Origin of the sequence: Pasteurella testudinis DSM 23072 (genome assembly GCF_900176075.1) — a bacterium.
GTDB lineage: Bacteria > Pseudomonadota > Gammaproteobacteria > Enterobacterales > Pasteurellaceae > Chelonobacter > Chelonobacter testudinis.
Genome location: NZ_FWWV01000007.1, coordinates 49240 through 68435, shown reverse-complemented (window position 1 = coordinate 68435; position 19196 = coordinate 49240). Strand labels below are relative to the sequence as shown.

The 19196-nt window shown below is 52.6% G+C and carries 24 protein-coding genes, 1 pseudogene and 1 riboswitch; of the genes and pseudogenes, 16 read left to right on the top strand and 9 right to left on the bottom strand.

All coding sequences use genetic code 11. From position 1 onward, the window contains the following. On the bottom strand, window positions 1-204 hold a 204-nt coding region (locus tag B8880_RS04615; protein ID WP_143933398.1), incomplete at its 3' end, for a transposase family protein. A gap of 153 nt (window positions 205-357) precedes the next feature. Then, window positions 358-402, top strand: a riboswitch (PreQ1 riboswitch). Window positions 403-404: 2 nt separating this feature from the next. On the opposite strand from B8880_RS04615, the gene queC reads away from it, so the two are divergent. The 9 genes from queC to B8880_RS04570 all read left to right on the top strand — a co-directional run bounded on the left by queC (window position 405) and on the right by B8880_RS04570 (window position 6878). After that, window positions 405-1070, top strand: a complete 666-nt coding sequence (gene queC, locus B8880_RS04610; RefSeq protein WP_084256383.1) for a 7-cyano-7-deazaguanine synthase QueC — start codon at window positions 405-407, stop codon at window positions 1068-1070. Beyond that, the gene (gene queD / locus B8880_RS04605) at window positions 1063-1491 is read left to right on the top strand and encodes a 6-carboxytetrahydropterin synthase QueD (RefSeq protein ID WP_084256381.1); all 429 of its coding nucleotides are present in this window, start codon (window positions 1063-1065) and stop codon (window positions 1489-1491) included. The genes queC and queD overlap by 8 nt, the downstream gene beginning before the upstream one ends. Further along, window positions 1488-2105, top strand: coding sequence for a 7-carboxy-7-deazaguanine synthase QueE (locus tag B8880_RS04600; RefSeq protein ID WP_244165604.1), 618 nt, complete (start codon window positions 1488-1490; stop codon window positions 2103-2105). Before queD ends, B8880_RS04600 begins: the two co-directional genes overlap by 4 nt. Before the next feature lie 67 nt (window positions 2106-2172). Then, window positions 2173-2730, top strand: a complete 558-nt coding sequence (locus B8880_RS04595; protein ID WP_084256377.1) for an anthranilate synthase component II — start codon at window positions 2173-2175, stop codon at window positions 2728-2730. A gap of 14 nt (window positions 2731-2744) precedes the next feature. Continuing rightward, a complete protein-coding gene (locus B8880_RS04590) occupies window positions 2745-3671 on the top strand; it encodes a virulence factor BrkB family protein (RefSeq protein WP_084256375.1) in 927 nt (308 codons plus the stop codon). Between the two features lie 28 nt (window positions 3672-3699). Beyond that, a complete protein-coding gene (dtd, locus tag B8880_RS04585; protein ID WP_084256373.1) occupies window positions 3700-4134 on the top strand; it encodes a D-aminoacyl-tRNA deacylase in 435 nt (144 codons plus the stop codon). Between the two features lie 17 nt (window positions 4135-4151). Beyond that, a complete protein-coding gene (locus B8880_RS04580; protein WP_159460718.1) occupies window positions 4152-4877 on the top strand; it encodes an SIMPL domain-containing protein in 726 nt (241 codons plus the stop codon). Window positions 4878-4946: 69 nt separating this feature from the next. After that, window positions 4947-5564, top strand: a complete 618-nt coding sequence (slyD, locus tag B8880_RS04575) for a peptidylprolyl isomerase (protein ID WP_084256369.1) — start codon at window positions 4947-4949, stop codon at window positions 5562-5564. Window positions 5565-5786: 222 nt separating this feature from the next. Next, window positions 5787-6878: an alpha/beta hydrolase gene (locus B8880_RS04570; RefSeq protein ID WP_084256367.1), complete on the top strand. Its 1092-nt coding sequence runs from the start codon at window positions 5787-5789 to the stop codon at window positions 6876-6878. 111 nt (window positions 6879-6989) lie between these two features. Here the strand turns inward: B8880_RS04570 and B8880_RS04565 are convergent, their stop codons facing one another. From B8880_RS04565 to B8880_RS04550, 4 genes are read right to left on the bottom strand one after another with little or no spacing between them, the layout of a single operon-like run. Continuing rightward, window positions 6990-7667: a DUF4405 domain-containing protein gene (locus B8880_RS04565; RefSeq protein WP_084256365.1), complete on the bottom strand. Its 678-nt coding sequence runs from the start codon at window positions 7665-7667 to the stop codon at window positions 6990-6992. A gap of 9 nt (window positions 7668-7676) precedes the next feature. Continuing rightward, window positions 7677-8297, bottom strand: coding sequence for a flavodoxin (locus B8880_RS04560; RefSeq protein WP_084256363.1), 621 nt, complete (start codon window positions 8295-8297; stop codon window positions 7677-7679). After that, window positions 8294-9340, bottom strand: coding sequence for an FAD:protein FMN transferase (locus B8880_RS04555; protein ID WP_084256361.1), 1047 nt, complete (start codon window positions 9338-9340; stop codon window positions 8294-8296). Before B8880_RS04555 ends, B8880_RS04560 begins: the two co-directional genes overlap by 4 nt. A 9-nt stretch (window positions 9341-9349) precedes the next feature. Then, on the bottom strand, window positions 9350-10036 hold the full coding sequence (locus B8880_RS04550; protein WP_244165603.1) for a nitroreductase: 687 nt from the start codon (window positions 10034-10036) through the stop codon (window positions 9350-9352). Between the two features lie 131 nt (window positions 10037-10167). Here B8880_RS04550 and B8880_RS04545 point away from each other — a divergent pair, with 131 nt between their 5' ends. Together B8880_RS04545 and B8880_RS04540 are read left to right on the top strand one after the other, a co-directional pair. Beyond that, window positions 10168-11085, top strand: a complete 918-nt coding sequence (locus tag B8880_RS04545; RefSeq protein ID WP_084256360.1) for a LysR family transcriptional regulator — start codon at window positions 10168-10170, stop codon at window positions 11083-11085. Between the two features lie 221 nt (window positions 11086-11306). Beyond that, a complete protein-coding gene (locus B8880_RS04540; RefSeq protein WP_084256358.1) occupies window positions 11307-12215 on the top strand; it encodes a LysR family transcriptional regulator in 909 nt (302 codons plus the stop codon). Here the strand turns inward: B8880_RS04540 and B8880_RS04535 are convergent. From B8880_RS04535 to B8880_RS04530, 3 genes are all read right to left on the bottom strand, one after another. Continuing rightward, complete coding sequence (locus B8880_RS04535) at window positions 12203-12835, bottom strand: LysE family translocator (protein WP_084256356.1); 633 nt, start codon at window positions 12833-12835, stop codon at window positions 12203-12205. The genes B8880_RS04540 and B8880_RS04535 overlap by 13 nt on opposite strands. A 64-nt stretch (window positions 12836-12899) precedes the next feature. Further along, window positions 12900-13037 carry a hypothetical protein gene (locus tag B8880_RS14510; protein ID WP_167370573.1) on the bottom strand — a complete coding sequence of 46 codons (138 nt, stop codon included), beginning with the start codon at window positions 13035-13037 and terminating at the stop codon, window positions 12900-12902. Between the two features lie 289 nt (window positions 13038-13326). Next, the gene (locus tag B8880_RS04530; RefSeq protein WP_084256354.1) at window positions 13327-14226 is read right to left on the bottom strand and encodes a LysR family transcriptional regulator; all 900 of its coding nucleotides are present in this window, start codon (window positions 14224-14226) and stop codon (window positions 13327-13329) included. A gap of 121 nt (window positions 14227-14347) precedes the next feature. Here B8880_RS04530 and B8880_RS04525 point away from each other — a divergent pair, with 121 nt between their 5' ends. The 4 genes and pseudogenes from B8880_RS04525 to B8880_RS14225 form a co-directional block, all read left to right on the top strand. After that, window positions 14348-15064 (top strand): pirin family protein, encoded by a 717-nt coding sequence (locus B8880_RS04525; RefSeq protein ID WP_084256352.1) that lies wholly within the window; start codon window positions 14348-14350, stop codon window positions 15062-15064. Window positions 15065-15293: 229 nt separating this feature from the next. Further along, window positions 15294-15854: a DapH/DapD/GlmU-related protein gene (locus B8880_RS04520; protein WP_084256350.1), complete on the top strand. Its 561-nt coding sequence runs from the start codon at window positions 15294-15296 to the stop codon at window positions 15852-15854. Window positions 15855-15978: 124 nt separating this feature from the next. Beyond that, the gene (locus B8880_RS14230) at window positions 15979-16389 is read left to right on the top strand and encodes a cyclophilin-like fold protein (protein ID WP_244165602.1); all 411 of its coding nucleotides are present in this window, start codon (window positions 15979-15981) and stop codon (window positions 16387-16389) included. Between the two features lie 12 nt (window positions 16390-16401). Beyond that, window positions 16402-16683: pseudogene (locus B8880_RS14225) on the top strand (MmcQ/YjbR family DNA-binding protein); the annotation flags it as partial. A 179-nt stretch (window positions 16684-16862) separates the two neighbouring features. Here B8880_RS14225 and B8880_RS04510 read toward each other — a convergent pair. Continuing rightward, window positions 16863-17759 (bottom strand): LysR family transcriptional regulator, encoded by an 897-nt coding sequence (locus B8880_RS04510; RefSeq protein WP_084256348.1) that lies wholly within the window; start codon window positions 17757-17759, stop codon window positions 16863-16865. 217 nt (window positions 17760-17976) lie between these two features. Between B8880_RS04510 and B8880_RS04505 the strand changes: the two genes are divergently transcribed. Further along, window positions 17977-19047 carry an NADH:flavin oxidoreductase/NADH oxidase gene (locus B8880_RS04505; RefSeq protein WP_084256346.1) on the top strand — a complete coding sequence of 357 codons (1071 nt, stop codon included), beginning with the start codon at window positions 17977-17979 and terminating at the stop codon, window positions 19045-19047. Window positions 19048-19196: the final 149 nt, after the last annotated feature.

Sequence of the window (19196 nt, the reverse complement as noted above, 5' to 3'; positions counted from 1 at the left end):
ATCGACCGGGATGCCGCGCTCAAAAGGTAAATATTGACGCAACCACGCCAAATGATATTCCCCGAACCGTTTAATGTCCGTCCAACCTTCCGCACCGGAAATGACGGCGCTCATGGTCAGAAAAATGATTTCAAGAAAAGGATATTTTTGGTTGATATCTTTACGCGGGTCTTCCAATTGACCGAAAAAGCGGAATAAGTCCATGACGTTACCTTGTATTTTAACGTATTAAAGGCTTATTAGATCATATTTTGAGGAAAAGTGCGATCTTGCCCTGTGCTCGCCATAAAACAACACAAAAGAAAACCAAAGTGCGGTATGCTTCCCCGCTAAAATCCTGTAGAATGCCCCCCTTTAACCAACGTGGTTCGTAACCCTCCCACGCAAAAAAACTAGGACACAACATGCAACAAACACCTAAAGCCTTGGTGATCTTCTCCGGCGGACAAGATTCCACCACCTGCCTGCTACAGGCAATTCAGCACTACGGCAAAGAAAATGTCGAAGTCGTGACCTTTCAATACGGGCAGCGCCACGCCATCGAACTCGAAAAAGCGCAATGGATCGCGCGCGATCTGGGCGTCAAACAAACGCTGATCGACACCAGCGTGATCAAAGCCATCACGACTAATGCGCTGATGGATCAAAGTGCGGTCATCGAAGAGAACGACGATATGCCAAACACCTTTGTTGACGGGCGCAATGCACTGTTTTTACTCTATGCGGCGATTTACGCCAAAGGACAGGGCATTCGCAATATCGTCACCGGCGTATGCGAAACCGATTTCAGCGGCTATCCCGACTGCCGTGATGTGTTCGTCAAATCGATGAACGTCACCCTCAATCTGGCAATGGACTACAACTTTAATATCCAAACGCCGTTGATGTATCTGGATAAAAAACAGACCTGGGCGCTCGCCGATCAATTAGGAGGCTTGGATTATGTGCGGCAACACACCCACACCTGCTATCTCGGTGTCGAGGGCGGTTGCCACGAATGCCCGAGCTGCAAATTGCGCGAAAAAGGCTTGAACGAATACTTGGCAGAAAAAGAGGCACACCATGTTTAAAATCAGCAAAGAATTCAGTTTCGATATGGCGCATATGCTTGACGGACACGACGGCAAATGCAAAAACCTGCACGGACACACCTACAAATTACAGGTCGAACTGTGCGCGCCGCTGCTGACCGATGCGGCAAAGTGCGGTATGGTGATGGATTACAGCGATCTGAAAAGCGTGGTTGACGACTTGATCCTCAAACCGATGGATCACGCTTTTATCTACGATCAACACAGCGAAAAAGAGCGCAAAGTGGCGGAGCTGCTGCAAGAGTTGGACTCCAAAGTGTTCGCCCTGCCCTACCGCACCACCGCCGAGCAAATGTCGCAATTTATTTTCCAGCGCCTGCAACACGCCGGTTTACCGATTTCAGCGGTGCGTTTATGGGAAACCCCGACCTCATTCTGCGAATATACGGACAGCGAATGAGCAGCGACATTCACTACAATATCGTCGAGATTTTCGAGAGCCTGCAAGGGGAAGGCTTCAACACCGGCATGCCGAGCATTTTTATCCGCTTCGGCAAATGCAACCTCGCCTGCCCGTGGTGCGACACCGACTACCATCGGTTTGAACGCTGGACGTTAGACCAGATTATGCAAAAAGTGCGGTCGTACACGGCGAAAAACATCATCATCACCGGCGGCGAACCGACGATTCAGCCCAAATTGACGATGTTGCTCGACGAACTCAAAGCCGCAGGCTACTTCTTAGCGATTGAAACCAACGGCTTAAAACCGATTGCGCCGCAAATCGACTATATCGCCACCAGCCCGAAACGCTTGTATCAACACAAATACCAACAACGCTGCATACCGTCCGCCGACGAAGTGCGGATTGTCAACGACGGCGAAATCCTACCGTTCTGCGAACAAATCGAACAGCGCATTCAAGCGCAACACTACTACCTCTCCCCTTGCGAACAGCAAGGCGAAATGAACCTGCTGGATACGATTCGCAAGCTGGGCGAACTCAACCAACGCCGGAACAAACCGAAATGGCAGCTGAGTTTGCAAACCCATAAGTTGGTGGGGATTGAGTAAAGCGCAATAAGTAAAATCCTAAATTCCGCTTATAATAACCGCAATTAATTTTCTAACAGGTGCAACCATGCTACTCATCATCAACAATCACGACTCGTTCACCTACAATCTGGTCGATCTGCTGCGGCGGATTGAGGGAATTGAGATGCAGGTGTGCGACACGGAAAAGGTGGATTTGCAACAGGTCGCCGATTTCAGCCATATTCTGATCTCGCCCGGCCCCGATGTGCCGCAGGCTTATCCGCAGCTGTTTGCGCTGTTGCAGCGTTACCATCAGCAAAAATCTATTCTCGGCGTCTGTCTCGGACACCAGACCCTATGCCAGTTTTTTGGCAGCGAACTGTACAATTTACCCCAGATTCGGCACGGACGAAGTGCGGTGTTGCGGCAAACCGCAGAATCATTACTGTTTAAAAAATTGCCGCAATCCTTTAAGATAGGGCTTTACCATTCGTGGGCAATCAAAAATTTGCCGGCGTGTTTGCAAGCCGTCGCGGTTGATCAAGACGGCACATTGATGGCAATGCAGCACCGCACTTTGCCGATTTACGGCGTGCAATTTCACCCCGAATCGTTTATCAGCGAACACGGCGAACAGATCTTGCGCAATTGGCTGGCGAGCTGACAAAAGGACAACCGATGATACGTTTTTTTTCACACCTGTTGATTTTTCTGAAACTGTTTTGGCACCGTTTTAATCAGAACAAACTGAATATGGCTGCCGGTTATTTGACTTACAGCACCATGCTGGCACTGGTGCCGCTGATGATGGTGGTGTTGGCGATTTTCTCTGCGTTTCCGGTGTTCAGCGAAGTCAGCGGACAGGTGCAAAGCCTGATTTTTGACAATTTCGCCCCCGAAACCGGCGGCGTGGTGCAGCAATATTTAAACGAATTTGTCGCCAACTCGAAAAAAATGAGCGGTATCGGCGTTCTCGGCTTAATCGTGGTGGCGTTAATGCTGATCTCCTCGATTGACCGCACGTTGAACGATATTTGGCCGAACACCAATTCGCGTACGCCGCTGTTTTCCTTTGCCATGTATTGGATGATTTTAACCCTGGGACCGCTCTTTTTGGCGATTAGCCTGATTGTCAGCTCTTATATTTTTTCCATTCAATTGTTCAGTCATCACACTGTCATGTCTTTGGGCACGCGTTTACTCAGCTTCGTGCCGTTTCTGCTGACTTGGATTGCCTTCACTCTGATTTATACCATAGTGCCGAATACCAAAGTCAACCTGCGTTACGCCATGATCGGTGCATTGATTGCCGCCATCTTTTTCACTCTCGGCAAACAGGCGTTCACCTGGTATATGGCTGCTTTTCCATCATACCAACTGATTTACGGCGCCTTGGCGACCCTGCCGATTCTGCTGCTGTGGATTCAGCTGAGCTGGACCTTTGTATTGCTCGGCGCACAATTGACCGCCGTCTTGGAAGATCTGAATTTGGTCAAGGCCGGCAAGCTGGATTTGCAGAGAGAATATCAGCATAAACAACAAAAATTGCATGACGAACTGCACCGTTTACAACAAAAAATCACCTTGCCCGACCAAGAACACTAGGGCTTCCTAACGCCGCAGGAACAGGAAAATGATCGCATTGATTCAAAGAGTGAAACAGGCTTCGGTCAGCGTCGAAGCGCAACGGGTCGGCGAAATCCAACAGGGACTGTTGGTTTTGCTCGGCGTGGAAAAAAACGATACGCCGGAAAAAGCCGATCGTTTGCTGGAGAAAGTCTTGGCTTATCGGGTATTCAGCGATGAAAACGGAAAAATGAATTTAAACGTTAAACAAGCGAACGGTAGCGTTTTAGTGGTGTCTCAGTTTACATTGGCGGCGGACACCAAAAAAGGGCTGCGTCCGAGCTTTTCCAACGGCGCTGCGCCGCAACTGGCAGAACAACTCTACGCTTATTTTAGCGAACAATGCCGCGCCCAAATTACCACTGCAAACGGCATTTTTGCCGCTGATATGCAGGTCAGTTTAATCAACGACGGTCCGGTCACCTTTTGGTTACAGGTCTAAACAAAGGAATGCAGAAGATGAAAAAGCAACTCAAAACGCTACTCGGCGGCGGTATGTTATTATTGGCAACCGCACTTCCGGCACAAGCCGACAATAGTCAACACAACAGTCAACCCGAACAACAAATCAGCTTTAGCGTCGATGTTTCACGCCAAGTGCAGCAAGACACCATGCGTGTGATTCTGTTCGCGCAGGAGTCGGGCAAAACTTTAAAAGCGATCAGCCCAAGCGTCACTAAAAAATTGAATGCGGTAGTCGAAGCGGCGAAAAAACGCAATATTCAAACTGGCGCAACCAACCGCAAAAACTATCTCAACTACGATAAACAAAACAAACCGAGCGGCTGGACCGACTATGCGGAAATCACCTTGGAAAGCCAAGATTTTACCGCACTTTCCGAGTTAATCGCGGCAGTGGATAATCAAATGGCGGTACAAAACCTGGTGTTCACCCTGTCGGACGAGCAAAAACAGCGTTTGGAAAGCGAAATGACCACGGAAGCGCTACAGGCATTCAAACAAAAAGCCGAGTTAATCAGCCGGAATTTACAAGCCGAAAGCTATCGTATTTTGAACTTAAACATCGGTAACAGCAGCGATCCGGCAGACTATCAACCGATCTACTATACACGAAAAAGCGTATTTTCCTCGGCGGCAAGCGATGAGGAAAGTATGCAGGTGCAAAGCGGACAAGCAAACTTGAAAATTCAGGTCAGCGCCACCATTTATCTGAAGAATGACTAATTCACAGCAGGATTTGCTATAATCCTGCTTTCTATCTATTTTTATCCATTAATTAAGGCGGAGTAGCCGATGAAAGCAGCAAAAAATGTAGTGGTCAGTATCGCATATCAAGTTCGTACTGAAGACGGGGTGTTAGTTGACGAAGCACCAGCCAATCAACCTTTGGAATATTTGCAAGGGCACAATAATCTGGTAATCGGCTTGGAAAACGCCATCGAAGGGCGTGAAGTCGGCGAAAAATTCGAAGTGCGGGTCAAGCCGGAAGAGGGTTACGGCGAATATAACGACAACATGGTGCAGCAAGTGCCGAAAGATGTGTTTGTCGGCGTGGACGAGTTGGAAGTCGGTATGCGTTTTATCGCCGACACCGACATCGGGCCGTTACCGGTGGTGATCACCGAAGTGAGCGACGACTACGTTGTGGTTGACGGCAACCATATGTTGGCTGGCCAAGAATTGCTGTTTAACGTCGAAATCGTTGCCACACGCGAAGCCACTCTGGAAGAAATTTCACACGGCCATATTCATGCCGAAGGCGGCGGTTGCTGCGGCGGACACGACAGTGACGCAGAAGGGCACGGCTGCGGTTGCGGCGGCCATCATCATGATCACGAGCACGGACATCACCATCATCACGACCATAAACACGGACATGAAGGCTGCTGCGGCGGAAAACATAAACACTAATCGCCATTCCGCTCTCGTATAGCACTTGCACAACAAAAGGATAGCAACCGGCTATCCTTTTTTATTACCCCGCAATCAACGCCTGCCAAAACCGCACTTTACTGATAAACAAGCTTCATGATTTCTATTTTGGAAATTATAAAATCATAATTAATAAATTTAACAGAAACCATTAGCTGTTTATGATGAAGTCCAACCTCAATAATTCAAAAGGACAACATCATGAAAACCCCGATTTCCCGTAGAAAACTCATGCAATCCGCTGCCGCGCTCAGCGTAACCATGCTGTTCAGCAGCGGATCTGTTTTGGCACAAGATCAAACCACCGTGACACAAGGAACGAATACCATGAACCTGACCAGACAATGGGACAAAATTTTCCCGCAAAGCAATCAAGTAAACCATCGCAAAGTAACGTTCAAAAACCGCTACGGCATCACCTTGGCCGCTGATTTATACACCCCGAAAAACGCCGCCGGCAAACTGCCTGCCATTGCCGTCAGCGGCCCTTTTGGTGCGGTGAAAGAACAGTCTTCCGGGCTGTATGCGCAGACGCTGGCCGAGCGCGGTTTTGTCACGCTGGCGTTTGATCCGTCGTTTACCGGCGAGAGCGGCGGCGAAGTGCGCAATGTTGCTTCGCCCGACATCAATACCGAAGATTTCAGTGCAGCGGTGGATTTTTTAGCCAACCTTGATGCTGTCGACGGCGGTAAAATCGGCATTTTGGGCGTTTGCGGCTGGGGCGGCATGGCATTGAATGCCGCGGCGGCCGATCCCCGCATCAAAGCGACCGCCACTTCGACCATGTATGATATGAGCCGTGTGATGGCGAACGGTTACAACGACAGCGTGGATGCCGAAGCCCGTTACCAAGCCCGTCAGGCCGTGGCCGCCCAACGCACGCAAGACTTTAAAAACGGCACTTTGGCTCTTAGCGGCATGGGTTTGCCTGAGAAATTAAACGGCGATGAACCGCAATTTGTGCAGGAATATTGGGATTTCTACAAAACCCCGCGCGGCTTCCACCCGCGCGGCATCAATTCCAACAGCACATGGAGCGCCACCAATGCCTATTCATTCAGCAACATGCCATTACTCAGCTACGCCCACGAAATCAAGAATCCGGTTTTGATTGTGCATGGTGAAAAAGCCCATTCGCGCTATTTCAGCGAAGATGCGTTCAAGAAACTGAGCGGCAGCAATAAAGAGCTGTATATCGTGCCCGACGCCACCCACGTCGATTTGTACGACAATCAGGCAGGCAAAATCCCATACGATAAATTCGCTGCGTTTTTCAAAGCCAATTTGAAATAAACGAAACAGCCAATAACAGGCCGTCTGAAACCGCACTTTGCCTTTTTCAAGCAGACAAAAATTAGTAAAAGTTTCAGATGGCATATTGATTGGTTTGTCGCTTGGAAAGACCTAATCTTTACGCCGAAACAGGCACAGCCAAACCAAAAAGCGGGTCAGGTAGGCGGCGAAAATCACGATGGCAAAGAAATCCAGATAAAACAGCCATTTTGGTTCGTCAAAATCTAGGGCGGCAAATTCAATCAAGCCAAACAGGTAGTGATGAATATCACGCTTTATCAGGGCATAAATGCCGTAAGCGGAGATGACGAGCCAAAGTGCGGGCAGCCGGCGGCGGGCGTTGAAGCCGTTCAAATCAATCTGCCACAGTTTGGCGAGAAAGTTGGCGAGCATTTTCCAGTGCAAGCCCAAATGCACGCCGATCAAAAGTTGCAGCCAATGCGAGCTGAGCATATGTAGCTTGCGCACGGTGCTATTGACCATGCTGATCGGCAGGTCAGGCAGGGCGAAATTGGACATCATCACGCCGCTGACGCAGGCAATCATAAACAGGATAAAGGTCAGCAGATTCACGCCCGTTTGCAGCAGGCGGTAGGCATCGTACTGCCCTTGCGTGAGCTTTTTAAACCACCATAGGTTCAAGCCGCTGTGCAAAAACACTAGCGCAAAAAACACAATGCCTGCCCATTCGTGGATTAACTCGGGGTAGATGTGATAGCCCATCACCGAGAGAAAAAGTGCGGTCAGGAGCAGGTCGTGCAGCAGTTGCAGTTTGTATTTTAACGGCATGACAGCTCCTTAGCGTGGCAACGTAGGCTGCCAGCGTTTGATTTCAGGCTCAATATTTGGCACTTGGCTGCGGCGTAGGCTTAAGCCCTGCACCACTCGCTTAGCGCGCGGCTGGATTCGTTCAATCTCGCTTTTCGGATCTTTGCGGAAACGGTAGCCTGAATGGGTATCAAAGGTGATAATGGTTTTGCCGCTCAAATCGTGGCTTTCCAAAAAGGTATACACCACCATCGGCATTTGATACCACCACATCGGATAGCCGATAAACACTCGGTCGTATTGCTCCAGCCCTGCTAAGCGTTGCTTGAGCGGCGGGCGGGCATTGCGGCGTTGCTTGGCGCGGCTGAAATCCAACAGCTCGTCATAAGTGGCGGGATAGCCTGCGCTTGCCGACGGCTCAATGCGGAAAATATCCGCGCCGGTTTCTTTTTGAATCAGGCGGGCGACGTATTCGGTCGTGCCTTGTTGCCGCTCGTTTTTCAGCAGCTTGCTGGCACTGGATACCATGTCCGTGCCGCTGGGCAAGGCGGGGCGTTCGGGGTTGGAAAAATAAATCACCAAATCTTTGGCAGCGGCAGGCAGGCTGAGCAGCAATGCCGCCGCTATTGTGAAAAGTTTGAACCATTTCATTTGCGAGTCTCCATTTTTAACAAAGAATCCAATGCCGTGGTGCGCACCACCTGCCAAGGGGGCGATGGCGATGCGTTTTCAGACGGCATCACGAAGAGTGCTTTTAATTGTTGCCGCTGTGCCAAGGCAAGGGCTTGCGGATAAGGCAGCGCCGAAAGTGCGGTCGCCCAGCCGTCTGCCAATGCCACGCTGTCGTGCAATACGGTTACCGATGCGGCATTGCCCTGCACAGGCTCGCCGCTTAAGGGGCTGATGCTGTGTCCGTAGGTTTTGCCACGGTAAACCACGAAATTTTGATAATTGCCCGATGTGGCAAGTTGCAAGCGCTGTCCGGCGGGTTGTTGCAGGGTGAAGACGCTGTCGGTGCTATCGCTGTCGGGTGAAGCGATGGCAATCCGCCACGGCTGTCCGCTTGGGTTGCATCCTTGACTGGCAATCTCGCCGCCGATTTCCACCAGATAATCGTTTACGCCGAACTCGTCACGCAACACCACTGCCAACGCATCTACCGCATAGCCTTTGGCAATGGCGGAAAAATCCAGCCCGATACCGTTCTGCCGTTTGCTCAACCATACACCGCTGTTCACCACCTGTTCAAAACCCATTTGCGACTTTGCCGCTGCAATTTCCGCCTTGCTCGGCGGACGGCGCAAACGCTCGGCAATCTGCTTCGCCCCAAAGCCCCACAGCTCCACCAGTGGATATACGGTTGGATCAAAAGAACCGTTTGATTGTCGGTAAATATCACGGCTGTCTGCTAACACCTGCAAAAAATCAGCACCCACTGCCAATTTTTCTTCGGCGGGCAGACGGTTGAATTGAGAAATAAGGCTGTTTGGCTCGAAGGTGGACATGCTGTCAATTAGCGACTGCAAGCGGGCTTCGATGCGGCTTTGTACAGCAGGCTCGCCGGCATTCGACGCAGCACGGTAACGCACTGTGTAGCTTGTTCCCATTGTTTCACCGCTTAACGTGGCATACATCGGCGCAGCATGAGCGGCGGTGGCAAGCAACAGAGCAAAGCATGAAAATAAGCGTTTCATCAGCCAGCCTTAATCGTGGAATACCACGGTTTCACCCAGTGGTGCACGGGGAATGCGGATATTGTTGGCAGGCGAAGCGGGGTTCGGTCTGCCAAAGGATACGCCGACCAATAATTTGTAACCCTTAGGCACAGCCAACAGTTCACGCACCACATCAGGATAAAATGCCAACAACAATTGTGGCACGCTACCAAAACCACGGGCGGTCAGTGCCAGCATAAAGGTTTGCACCAGCATACCCACGTCCATCGCCACATTCACATTGTCGGTAATATCGGGGGCAAAAAAGAATGCGGCGTGCGGTGCGCCGTAAAAACGCACATTTTCCTCGGCAAAATTTTTGCGCCCCTTTTTATCGGCACGGGAAACATTAAAGGCTTCATACAGGATTTTGTACGACTCCCGCATGCGTGTTTCGTACACGTCTGCAAATGCCGACTGCTCATAAATAAAATCAGGATTGGGCGTGCCGTGGCGGAATTTTTCCACCAGAACATCGGAGAGCTTTTGCAGCATCTCTCCCGAAACCATGTGCATCAGCCAAGGCTGGGCATTGACTGCCGAGGGCGCACGGCGGGCATCTTCCAGCACTGCTTCAATCTCGGCACGGCTCAACGGCTCGGGTAGAAAATCACGGATAGATTGGCGGGTTTGTGCGGTAGTTGAAAAATCCAATATAGGAGTGATTTGATTCATAGTAACCTCAAAAATAGCGTGTTTGATACAATTGACCGCCATTATCAGAAACAACTCATTTAATCACAATGAATGAATAATTGATTTACTATTCCATTTTTTGAGATAATTTGGCGATAAAAGGAGCCATCATGAATCGCTTTCACGCCCTAAAAATTTTTTGTACCGCCGCCGAACGCTTGCATTTCGGCAAAACCGCGCAACACTTTGCCGTCTCACCGCAAGTGGTTTCACGCATCATCGGCGAGCTGGAAACCCATTTGGGTGAGATATTGTTTGTCAGAAATACCCGAAGCGTGCGGCTGACCCCTTTTGGTGAGCAGTTTTATGTCAAAGCCAAACGGGTGCTTGCCGACAGCGATGAGCTGTTTGCACCGCCCAAACAAACATTGGACGAAATGGCCGGCGTGGTGTGCGTCACCATGCCGATATTCATGCAATATCATCAGTTTATTCACCGATTATTGGAAAAATTGTCCCAATATCCCAATATCATTTTAGAATGGCAAATGAGCGAAACCCGTGCCGATGTGGTTGCCGAACGCATCGATGTCGGCGTGCGTCTCGGCGTGGTGGCGGACAATCGTTTTGTGGTGAAACGGATTTGCCCGATGGGGGCAAAAGTGGTGGCAACGCCCGAATTGATCGAGCGTTTGGGACGCCCCAAAGATTTGGCAGATTTGCAGCAAAATTATCCGCTCAGTGGACATTTGAACAGCAACAGCGGGCATTTGTGGCCGTGGCAGTTTGCAGATGGTATCGCGTTCACCCCGCAAAACCCTAAGTTCATCGCCCATCGTGCCGATATTGAGCTGGCGGCCACTTTATCAGGGCAGGTGGTGAGCCATTTGCCCGACCACATCGCCTTGCCCTACATCAAACGTGGCGAATTGGTTTCCTTGCTCGACGAATACGCGGCTTATCCGTGGCAGCTGTATGTCTACCGCCCGCCGCAAACACTGGATTTGCCTCGGGTGAAGTTGGTGTTTGATGAATTAGCGAAGATATTGGCTCAAGAATATGCGGCAAACGGCTTGCAGGCCGTCTGAAAAGAAAAACGGCATAAACCGTGGTGCGAATCCGATGCAACCGCACTTTATCGTCTTTTAAACTCAATGTAATACATCGTCAAATCTGCTCGCTGTGCGGCTTATACTGCCTTGGTTTGTTTTCCTGTGCTTAAAATGAATTGATTTGACGATATGCTTTATTTATAAAACCAATTTCCCTAAAATGGCTATCAAACTCTCAAAAATGAGAAACAAAAACCATGACCACGCAAAACGCCTTAAATTTCTCGACCCTCTCAAATAATCCGGATTTGAACACCCTGCGCCTGTTTGTGGCGGTGGTGCAGGCAGGCAGTTTTTCCAAAGCCAGCGAACAAATCGGCACCCCGATTCCGACCTTGAGCCGCAGAATCGGCGAGTTGGAGCAGCAGCTCGGCGTGCTGTTGTTCGACCGCACCAAAGCGGGGGTGAAAGCCACGGCAACGGGGCAGCAGCTGTACGAGCAAGTGCGGTTGCCGATCGACAGCCTGCTGCAAGTGCAATACGGCCTCGACAACGAGCAATTGAACGGCAGACTGCGTATCTCGATGGTTAACGGCAACGAGCCGGTGTGGGCGTGGCTGGCGGAATTCCAACGGCTCTACCCCAATATCAAGCTGCATTGCCAAGCCACCGACCGCGTGGTGGATTTGACCCAAGACGGCATCGACGTGGCATTCCGTGTCGGGCAGCTGCACACTGACAACGTGGTGGCGTTCCCCGTGCTGACGAGCTGCGCCAAATTGATCGCCACCCCCGAATTTTTGCAGCAACACGGCACGCCACACACCGCTGACGAATTGAAAAACTACCCGCTGATATCGTGGGCGAGAGTGGGCGAACCGCTGCTGCAAGGCGTATTCGCCGACAACGAAACCGTGCTGCCGCTGTATTTCTCCAGCAGCGACCACGCCGCCTTGGAATACATGACCCTGAGCCACCACGGCATCGCCTGCCTCTCCAACCACAGCGCCGAGCGTTTGATTCAAAGCGGGCAAGCGGTGGAAGTGTTGGCGGATATCCCCAAACGCGGCTACACCCTGCACGCCCTCTACCTGCCGCACCGCCACCAATCAGCGGTGATTAAAACTTTTGTGCAGTTTTTGAAACAAAAGGCTCAGGCCGTCTGAAACAGCGTTTCCCACAACATGCCTGCGGCAATCAGGATAAAAATGACCGCACACAGGCGGTTGAGGTATAGCAGCCGTTTGCCGGTTTTCAGCCACGCCGACAAGGCCTTGCCACCGCCGGTATAGACCAGTTGCCACAGGGTTTCAATGGCAAAAAACGACAGCGTTAACACCACATATTGCGGCATCAGCGGCGCCGACGGGTTTAAGAATTTGGGAAACAGGGCGGCGAAAAACAGAATCGCTTTCGGGTTCGACAAAGACACGCCGACACCGACACGAAATAGTTGCCAAGCATCGGGCGTGATGTAGGCGGCTTTGCCGTTGAGCGGTGCGGCGGCCTTGTGCCAGCTTGCCCAACCGAGCCATGCCAGATACAGCGAAGCCAGAATTTTCAAAACGTCAAACACCAATGGCGCCTGCTGGCTGAGCCAACCGACAAACGCCAGCGACACCGCCAACAGCACAAACAAGCCGGCGCTCAAACCGGCTAATGTGTACAGCGTTTTTTTGAAACCGTAGTTCAGCCCGAACTGAAACGCCAACAGCATATTCGAGCCGGGCGTGGCGGAAATAATCAGGGTGCTGCCGACAAACAGCAGCCAAGTGTTGAAATCCATTACCGCCCCTTAGCACAAGGGTGCGGCTGTTTTGGGGGCTTGCTTGCAGACGGCCTAATGTGTTCTAAATCTTGCATGCACCGCCCTCGCAAGCGTCGTCTTCTTGTTCGGCATCAAAGCCGCCTTCCACGCCCACACCGTCGAAGGTGTCCAGCAGTTCGTCGAGGTTGTCCAAGGCATTGTCAAAATCGGCATCGGTCATGTTAAAGCGCTCCTATTATTTTGTTATTTGGTGTATTTGTTATTTGGTCAGTCGGTAAATGCGTGCTGTTTGTATGGCAAACTTTATTGCGCAACATACTGCAAACAAGTATAAATTATGCCATTTTCTCCGCTATTTCGGCAAGAAAACAAGCAAATTGTTTAGTGCAGACGGCATGCCCCAGCCCCAATGACCATCAAATGCATTGGGGCATTTTTAAGTCAGAAAAGCCGTCTTAAACCGCACTTTGCCCTTTTCAAACAGGCGTAAGGCTTTCAGACGGCCTTTCTTATCTTCTGCGCAGGCGTTCCAGCAAAAAATCCATCAGCGCATTCACGCGCAGGGGGCGGTGGCGTTGGGCGGCGGAGAGCAGGTAGAGGCCGAGCGGGGCGGTTTGCCAGTCGTCGAGAGCGGTTTCGAGGCTGCCGTTTTGCAGTTCGCGGCGCACCATGAATTCCGGTTGCAACGCCAGTCCGAGGCCGGCGACCAGGGCGGGGGTGAAGGCTTCGGCGTTGTTGGCCTGCATCACCACGTCCATCGCTTGCGTGTATTCCTGTGTGCCGCCGTAGCTGAAGCGCCAGTAGTGGCTGTTTTTGGCGTTGCTGTATTGCAGGGCTTTGTGGCGGGCGAGGTCTTTGGGGTGCTTGGGTTTGCCGTGGCGGGCGAAATAGGCGGGTGCGCCGACCAGTAAAATCGGCACGTCGCAGATTTTGCGCACCAGCAAGGCGGAATCTTCCAGTTTGGCGATGCGCAGGGCGAAATCGTAGCGGTTGTCGAGCAGGTCTTCGGCTTCGTCGCTGAGGTTCATGTCCAAGCGGACGGCGGGATAGGCGGCGAGAAAGTCGGGCAGCAGCGGCGCGACTTGCAGCAGTCCGAACGACATCGGGGCGGTAAAGCGGATTTTGCCCTGATATTGGTTGACCTGTTCGCCCATTTCCGCTTCGATTTGTTCGCCTTCGTGCAAAATCCGTTTGGCGCGCGCCACCGCCGCCGCACCGCTTTCGGTCAGCACCATTTTGCGCGAAGTGCGGTGGAACAGCGTGGTGTTCAGCCGTTGTTCCAGCCGCGAAACCGCTTTGGATACGGTGGCTTGCGACAACATCAATTCGTTGGCGGTTTGGGTGAACGAGCCGGTTTCCACCACTTTGGCAAAAATCGCCCACGCTTCAAAATCGGGCAGTCTGCTCATTTTTCTCTCGTGATTATGCAATGATAAGAATAGATAGTATTCCATATTTTCTATTCTTTAAGCAATCGGATTTGGCTATACTGCCCTCATCGACACCACATTATTAAAAGAGGAATTGATTATGATCGAACGCCGCCCCTTCCATCAACTCGGTGCTGCCGACCACGGCTGGCTGAACGCCAAACACCATTTTTCATTCGCCGAATATTACGACCCAAGCCGCATGCACTGGGGCAACCTGCGGGTGTGGAACGACGACACCATCGCGCCGCAAAGCGGTTTCCCGACCCACCCGCACAAAGCGATGGAAATCATCACCTATGTGCGCCGCGGCGCCATCAGCCACAAAGACAGCCTCGGCAACAGCGGCCGCACCGTGGCAGGCGACGTGCAGGTGATGTCCGCCGGTTCGGGCATTTACCACTCCGAATACAATCTGGAACACGACACCACGCAGATTTTTCAAATCTGGATTCTGCCGACCCACGACAACGCCGCCGACAACCCTGCGTGGGGTACGCAGCCGTTTCCGAAAAGCGGGCGCGACGGCCGGTTTGTGACCTTGGCGAGCGGTTTTGCCGCCGATTTGGAAAGCGGCAACAGCCTGCCGATCCGCACCGATGCCCGTGTGGTCGGGGCAACGATTCAGGCGGGCGACACGCTGGAATACCGCTTCGGTCACGCCGAACGCTACGGCTATCTGGTGCCGGCGCAAGGCACGGTAGAAATCAACGGCGTGCGCATTGAAGCCGGCGACGGCGCCGCGATTCACGGCGAAAGCCTGATCCGCGTGACCGCACTTGCCGATGCCGAAGTGGTGTTGGTGGAGAGCGAATAAGCCGTCTGTCGCTTGGGGCATAGCAGGCCGTCTGAAACCGCACTTTGCTGTGCGCAAGGGTTCAGACGGCCTTTTTCCATTCCACTATATTAAATTTCCACATTCAATTTCCACGCTGTCAAATTCCCACTGTTTCAAATTCAGAAATTATCAAATCCGAAATCAGCAATAGCAACGCAACCGTGCCGCTTGTATCATTTCCATTATTTTCACGCAGCAGGTTATTGAAATGCACAATCCGTTTCCCATCAATCAAATCATTGCGCCCGACAGTGCGGCGTTTGCGGAAATCCATCTGATTGCCGCTGAAAACGCGCGTTATCTGGCGGAGTTGAACAGCGGCTATCACAGCGCGGCGCAAGTGCGGGCGTTGTTGGGCACAATCACCGGCAGTGAGATTGACGACAGCTTTCACGCCAATCTGCCGCTATACAGCGATTTCGGGCGGCATCTGCGCATCGGCAAGGGCGTGTTTGTCAACAGCGGCGTGATGTTTACCGATTTGGGCGGCATCACGTTGGAAGACAATGTGTTAATCGGCCCGCGCGCCAATATCATCAGCGTCAATCACCCGTTGAATCCGGCCGGGCGGCGCGGTATTATTTTGAGTCCGGTGCGGATTTGCCGCAATGCCTGGATTGGCGCCGGAGCGACTGTTTTGCCGGGCGTGACGGTGGGCGAGAATGCGGTTGTTGCCGCCGGTGCGGTGGTGAGCAAAGACGTACCGCCGAACACGGTGGTGGCCGGTGTGCCTGCCAAAGTGGTTAAAACCATTGATATTAATGAATAAAATATAGTGAAATAAAATAAGAAATCTACAGCGTTGGCTGCGCCTTGCCGTACTACTTGTACTGTCTTCGGCTCGCCGCCTTGTATCTTTCTTATTTTATTTCACTATAGCAAGGGGAGTTGCGATGAAAACCCGCCTGACCGCACTTTGTTTGGCCGGATTGTTGTGGTATCCCACGGTAGAGGCCAAAGAGATGAAAGTGAAAATCACGCTGGATCAACACGTTCGCTACGCCACATTGGCGGACAATCCGAGCACGCAAAGCCTGATGAAGCGCCTGCCGCTGAGCCTGCCGTTGGAAGACTACGCCGACAGCGAAAAAATCGCCCGCCTGTCGGCCAAGCTCGACACCGCCGCCAAACCGCGCCATCGCGGCAGGCCGGGCGACATCACCTATTATGCGCCGTGGGGCAATCTGGCGCTGTTTTACGGCAGCGGCCCCGACGCCGCCGGGTTGGTGTATTTGGGCAGGTTCGACGGCGATTTCGAGGTGCTGAAACAGGCGCGCAACATCAGGATAGAGCGGGCGGATTAGCCGTGGCAAAAATACCCCGATTACGCCGTGTTCCGCCACGCCGATCGCAAATGGTTTGCGGTGTTGCTGCCGGTGTCGGCCGATAAATTGGGTTTGGCGGGCAAGGAAATCTTGCAGGTGCTCAATCTGAAAGCCCGTCCCGAACTCGTCGGCTCGCTGCGCAGCATGAAAGGCGTGCTGCCGGCTTACCACATGAACAAGGAACACTGGATCAGCGTGCTGCTGGAAAGCGGTTTGAGCGACGAGCTGATTTTGGGGCTGGTGGACGACAGCCATGCGCTTACGCGGAAATAAGCCGCGCGGCATTCACACAAACCACCGAAGCCCCCCAACCGCACTTTGACATCACATTTTATAGTGAAGAAGTTAAGAAGTGGTACTAGGAAAACGAGCGAAGATAGTACAAATAGTACAGCGAGCGAGTTTGACAACGTACCACAACACAATTCTTTCACTATAATATTCAGACGGCGTTAGCGTTGGCTCACCTGCCACAAAAGCTGCCGCAGCCATTGCTGTGCCGGATTGTGGTGGCTGCGTTCGTGCCAAGCGATGGCTTTGTGATAGCCTTCGATCGGCAGCGGCGGTTCGAGCACTTGCAAGCGGTCGCTCTGTTGCAGCATCGCTTCGGGCAGCACGGTGGCCCAGTCGCTTTGCTGCAGGATTTCGGGGATCAGCAGAAAATCCGTTACCGACAGCACCACGTTGCGGCGGCGGCCGAGTTTGGCCAGCGCTTCGTCGGTGGCGCCGGCAAATTGTCCGCCGTGGTAGGAAACCAGCACAAAATCCAGCGCGCAAAACGTATCCAGATTCCACGGCCGCTGCAATACCGGATGGTTTTCGCGCACCGCGCAAACGTAGCGCTGGCGGTTGCAGCGCCGGTAGTGCAGGCGTTCGGGGAGGTTGTTTTCGCCGGTAATCGCCACGTCCCATTCGCCTTTTTCCAGCATCGCCGGAATATCCTGGCCGTGTATGGAAACAAAAGCGGTTTTCACTTTCGGCGCCAATGTGCGCAATTGCAGCGCAAAAGGAATGCCGGTATTGCGCACGCCGTTGGTGGTGGCGGCGATTTTAAAGGTGAGATCCAGTTCGGCAGGGTTGAATTCGGCTGGCTGCACCAGCACGGCGATGTCGTCCAAAATCCGCCGCACCGGCGCGGCCAGTGCCAGCGCGCGGTCGGTCGGCATCATGCCGTGGCCGGCACGCACAAACAGCGGATCATTAAAGCGGTGGCGCAGGCGGTTGAGCATGGCGCTGACGGCAGGTTGGGTCAGCGCCAGCCGCTCGGCGGCGCGGGTGACGTTGCGCTCCTGCAGCAAGGCGTTCAGCGCTTTGAGCAGGTTTAAATCAAGATTGTTCAGGTTGTCCATACTATTATTTCAATTTATAGTTTGTATATCATTTTATAATTTTATTTATGAAAAGGCGAAGCATAAAATATAGTGGAAGAATTTAAGAAGTGGGACTAGGAAAGCGAACGCAGATAGTACAAGTAGTACAGCAAGTGAGCTTGACGACGTACCACAAATTAAATTCTTTCACGATAATGCCGTCTGAAGCAAACATTTATCAACCGGAGCATAAACCATGGCCAAATTCCGCCACCTGCTGACCCCGTTCAGCCTGAAAAACCTTGATTTGAAAAACCGCGTAGTGATGCCGCCGATGTGTACCTACAGCGCCACCGACGGCGTGCCGAACGATTGGCATTTTATTCATTACAGCGCCCGTGCCATCGGCGGCGTGGGGCTGATTATCGTGGAGATGACCAACATCGCGCCCAACGGCCGCATCAGTCCCTACTGCCTCGGCCTGTGGAACGACGAACAGCGCGATGCCTTCAAACGCATTGTCGATTCGGTGCACAGTTACGGCGCCAAAATCGCCATTCAAATCGGCCACGCCGGACGCAAAGCGCTGGGTGCCGAGCGCGTGATCGCCCCGTCGGCACTGCGTTACGGCGGCAGCGACGTTGACGACAGCGCCAAGCAATACGCCTACCAAACTCCGTATGCGCCGACCACCGCAGAAGTGCAGGCGCTGGTGCAGGATTATCAAAGTGCGGTCAAACGCGCGCTGGAAGCCGGTTTCGACGCGATTGAAATCCATGCTGCGCACGGCTATCTGATTCACGAATTCCACGCCCCGAAAACCAATCTGCGCGAGGACGAATACGGCCAAAACAAAACCCTGTTCGGCGAGCAGGTTATCGCCGCCGCCAAAGCGGTGATGCCGTCTGAAATGCCGCTGATTGTGCGTTTGTCGGCACAGGAATACGGCGAACACGGTTACGATTTGGCGCACGGTCTGCATGTGGCCGAACGCTATGCCGCCGCCGGTGCCGACATGCTGCATGTGAGCGGAGGCGGCGACGGCGATTTGCACCCCGACCACACGCCGGTATTCAAAGCAGGCTATCAAACCCACATGGCGCGTGCGGTGAAACAAGCCACCGGCAAACCGGTGATTGCCGTCGGCATGCTCGACGATGCCACCGTTGCCGATTTCGTGCTGGGCGACAGCGCCGCCGATTTGGTGGCAGTCGGCCGCGGCCTGCTGCGCGATCCGCACTGGCTGCTGAACGCCCAATACCACCAACCCGCCGCCGATGCCGACGCCGTGCAATTTGTGCCGCGCCAATATCAGCGCGGATTTTAAACCGGCCGTTGCAAGGCAACCGCAGCCTTCTGCAATCTCAATATCATAAAACGCCGTCTGAAACGCCTGCCAAGTGCGGTTCAGACGGCATTCGTTTTATTGTTTCCTTTTACGCAACAATTTTTTGCCCCGAATGCGGCTAATCATCG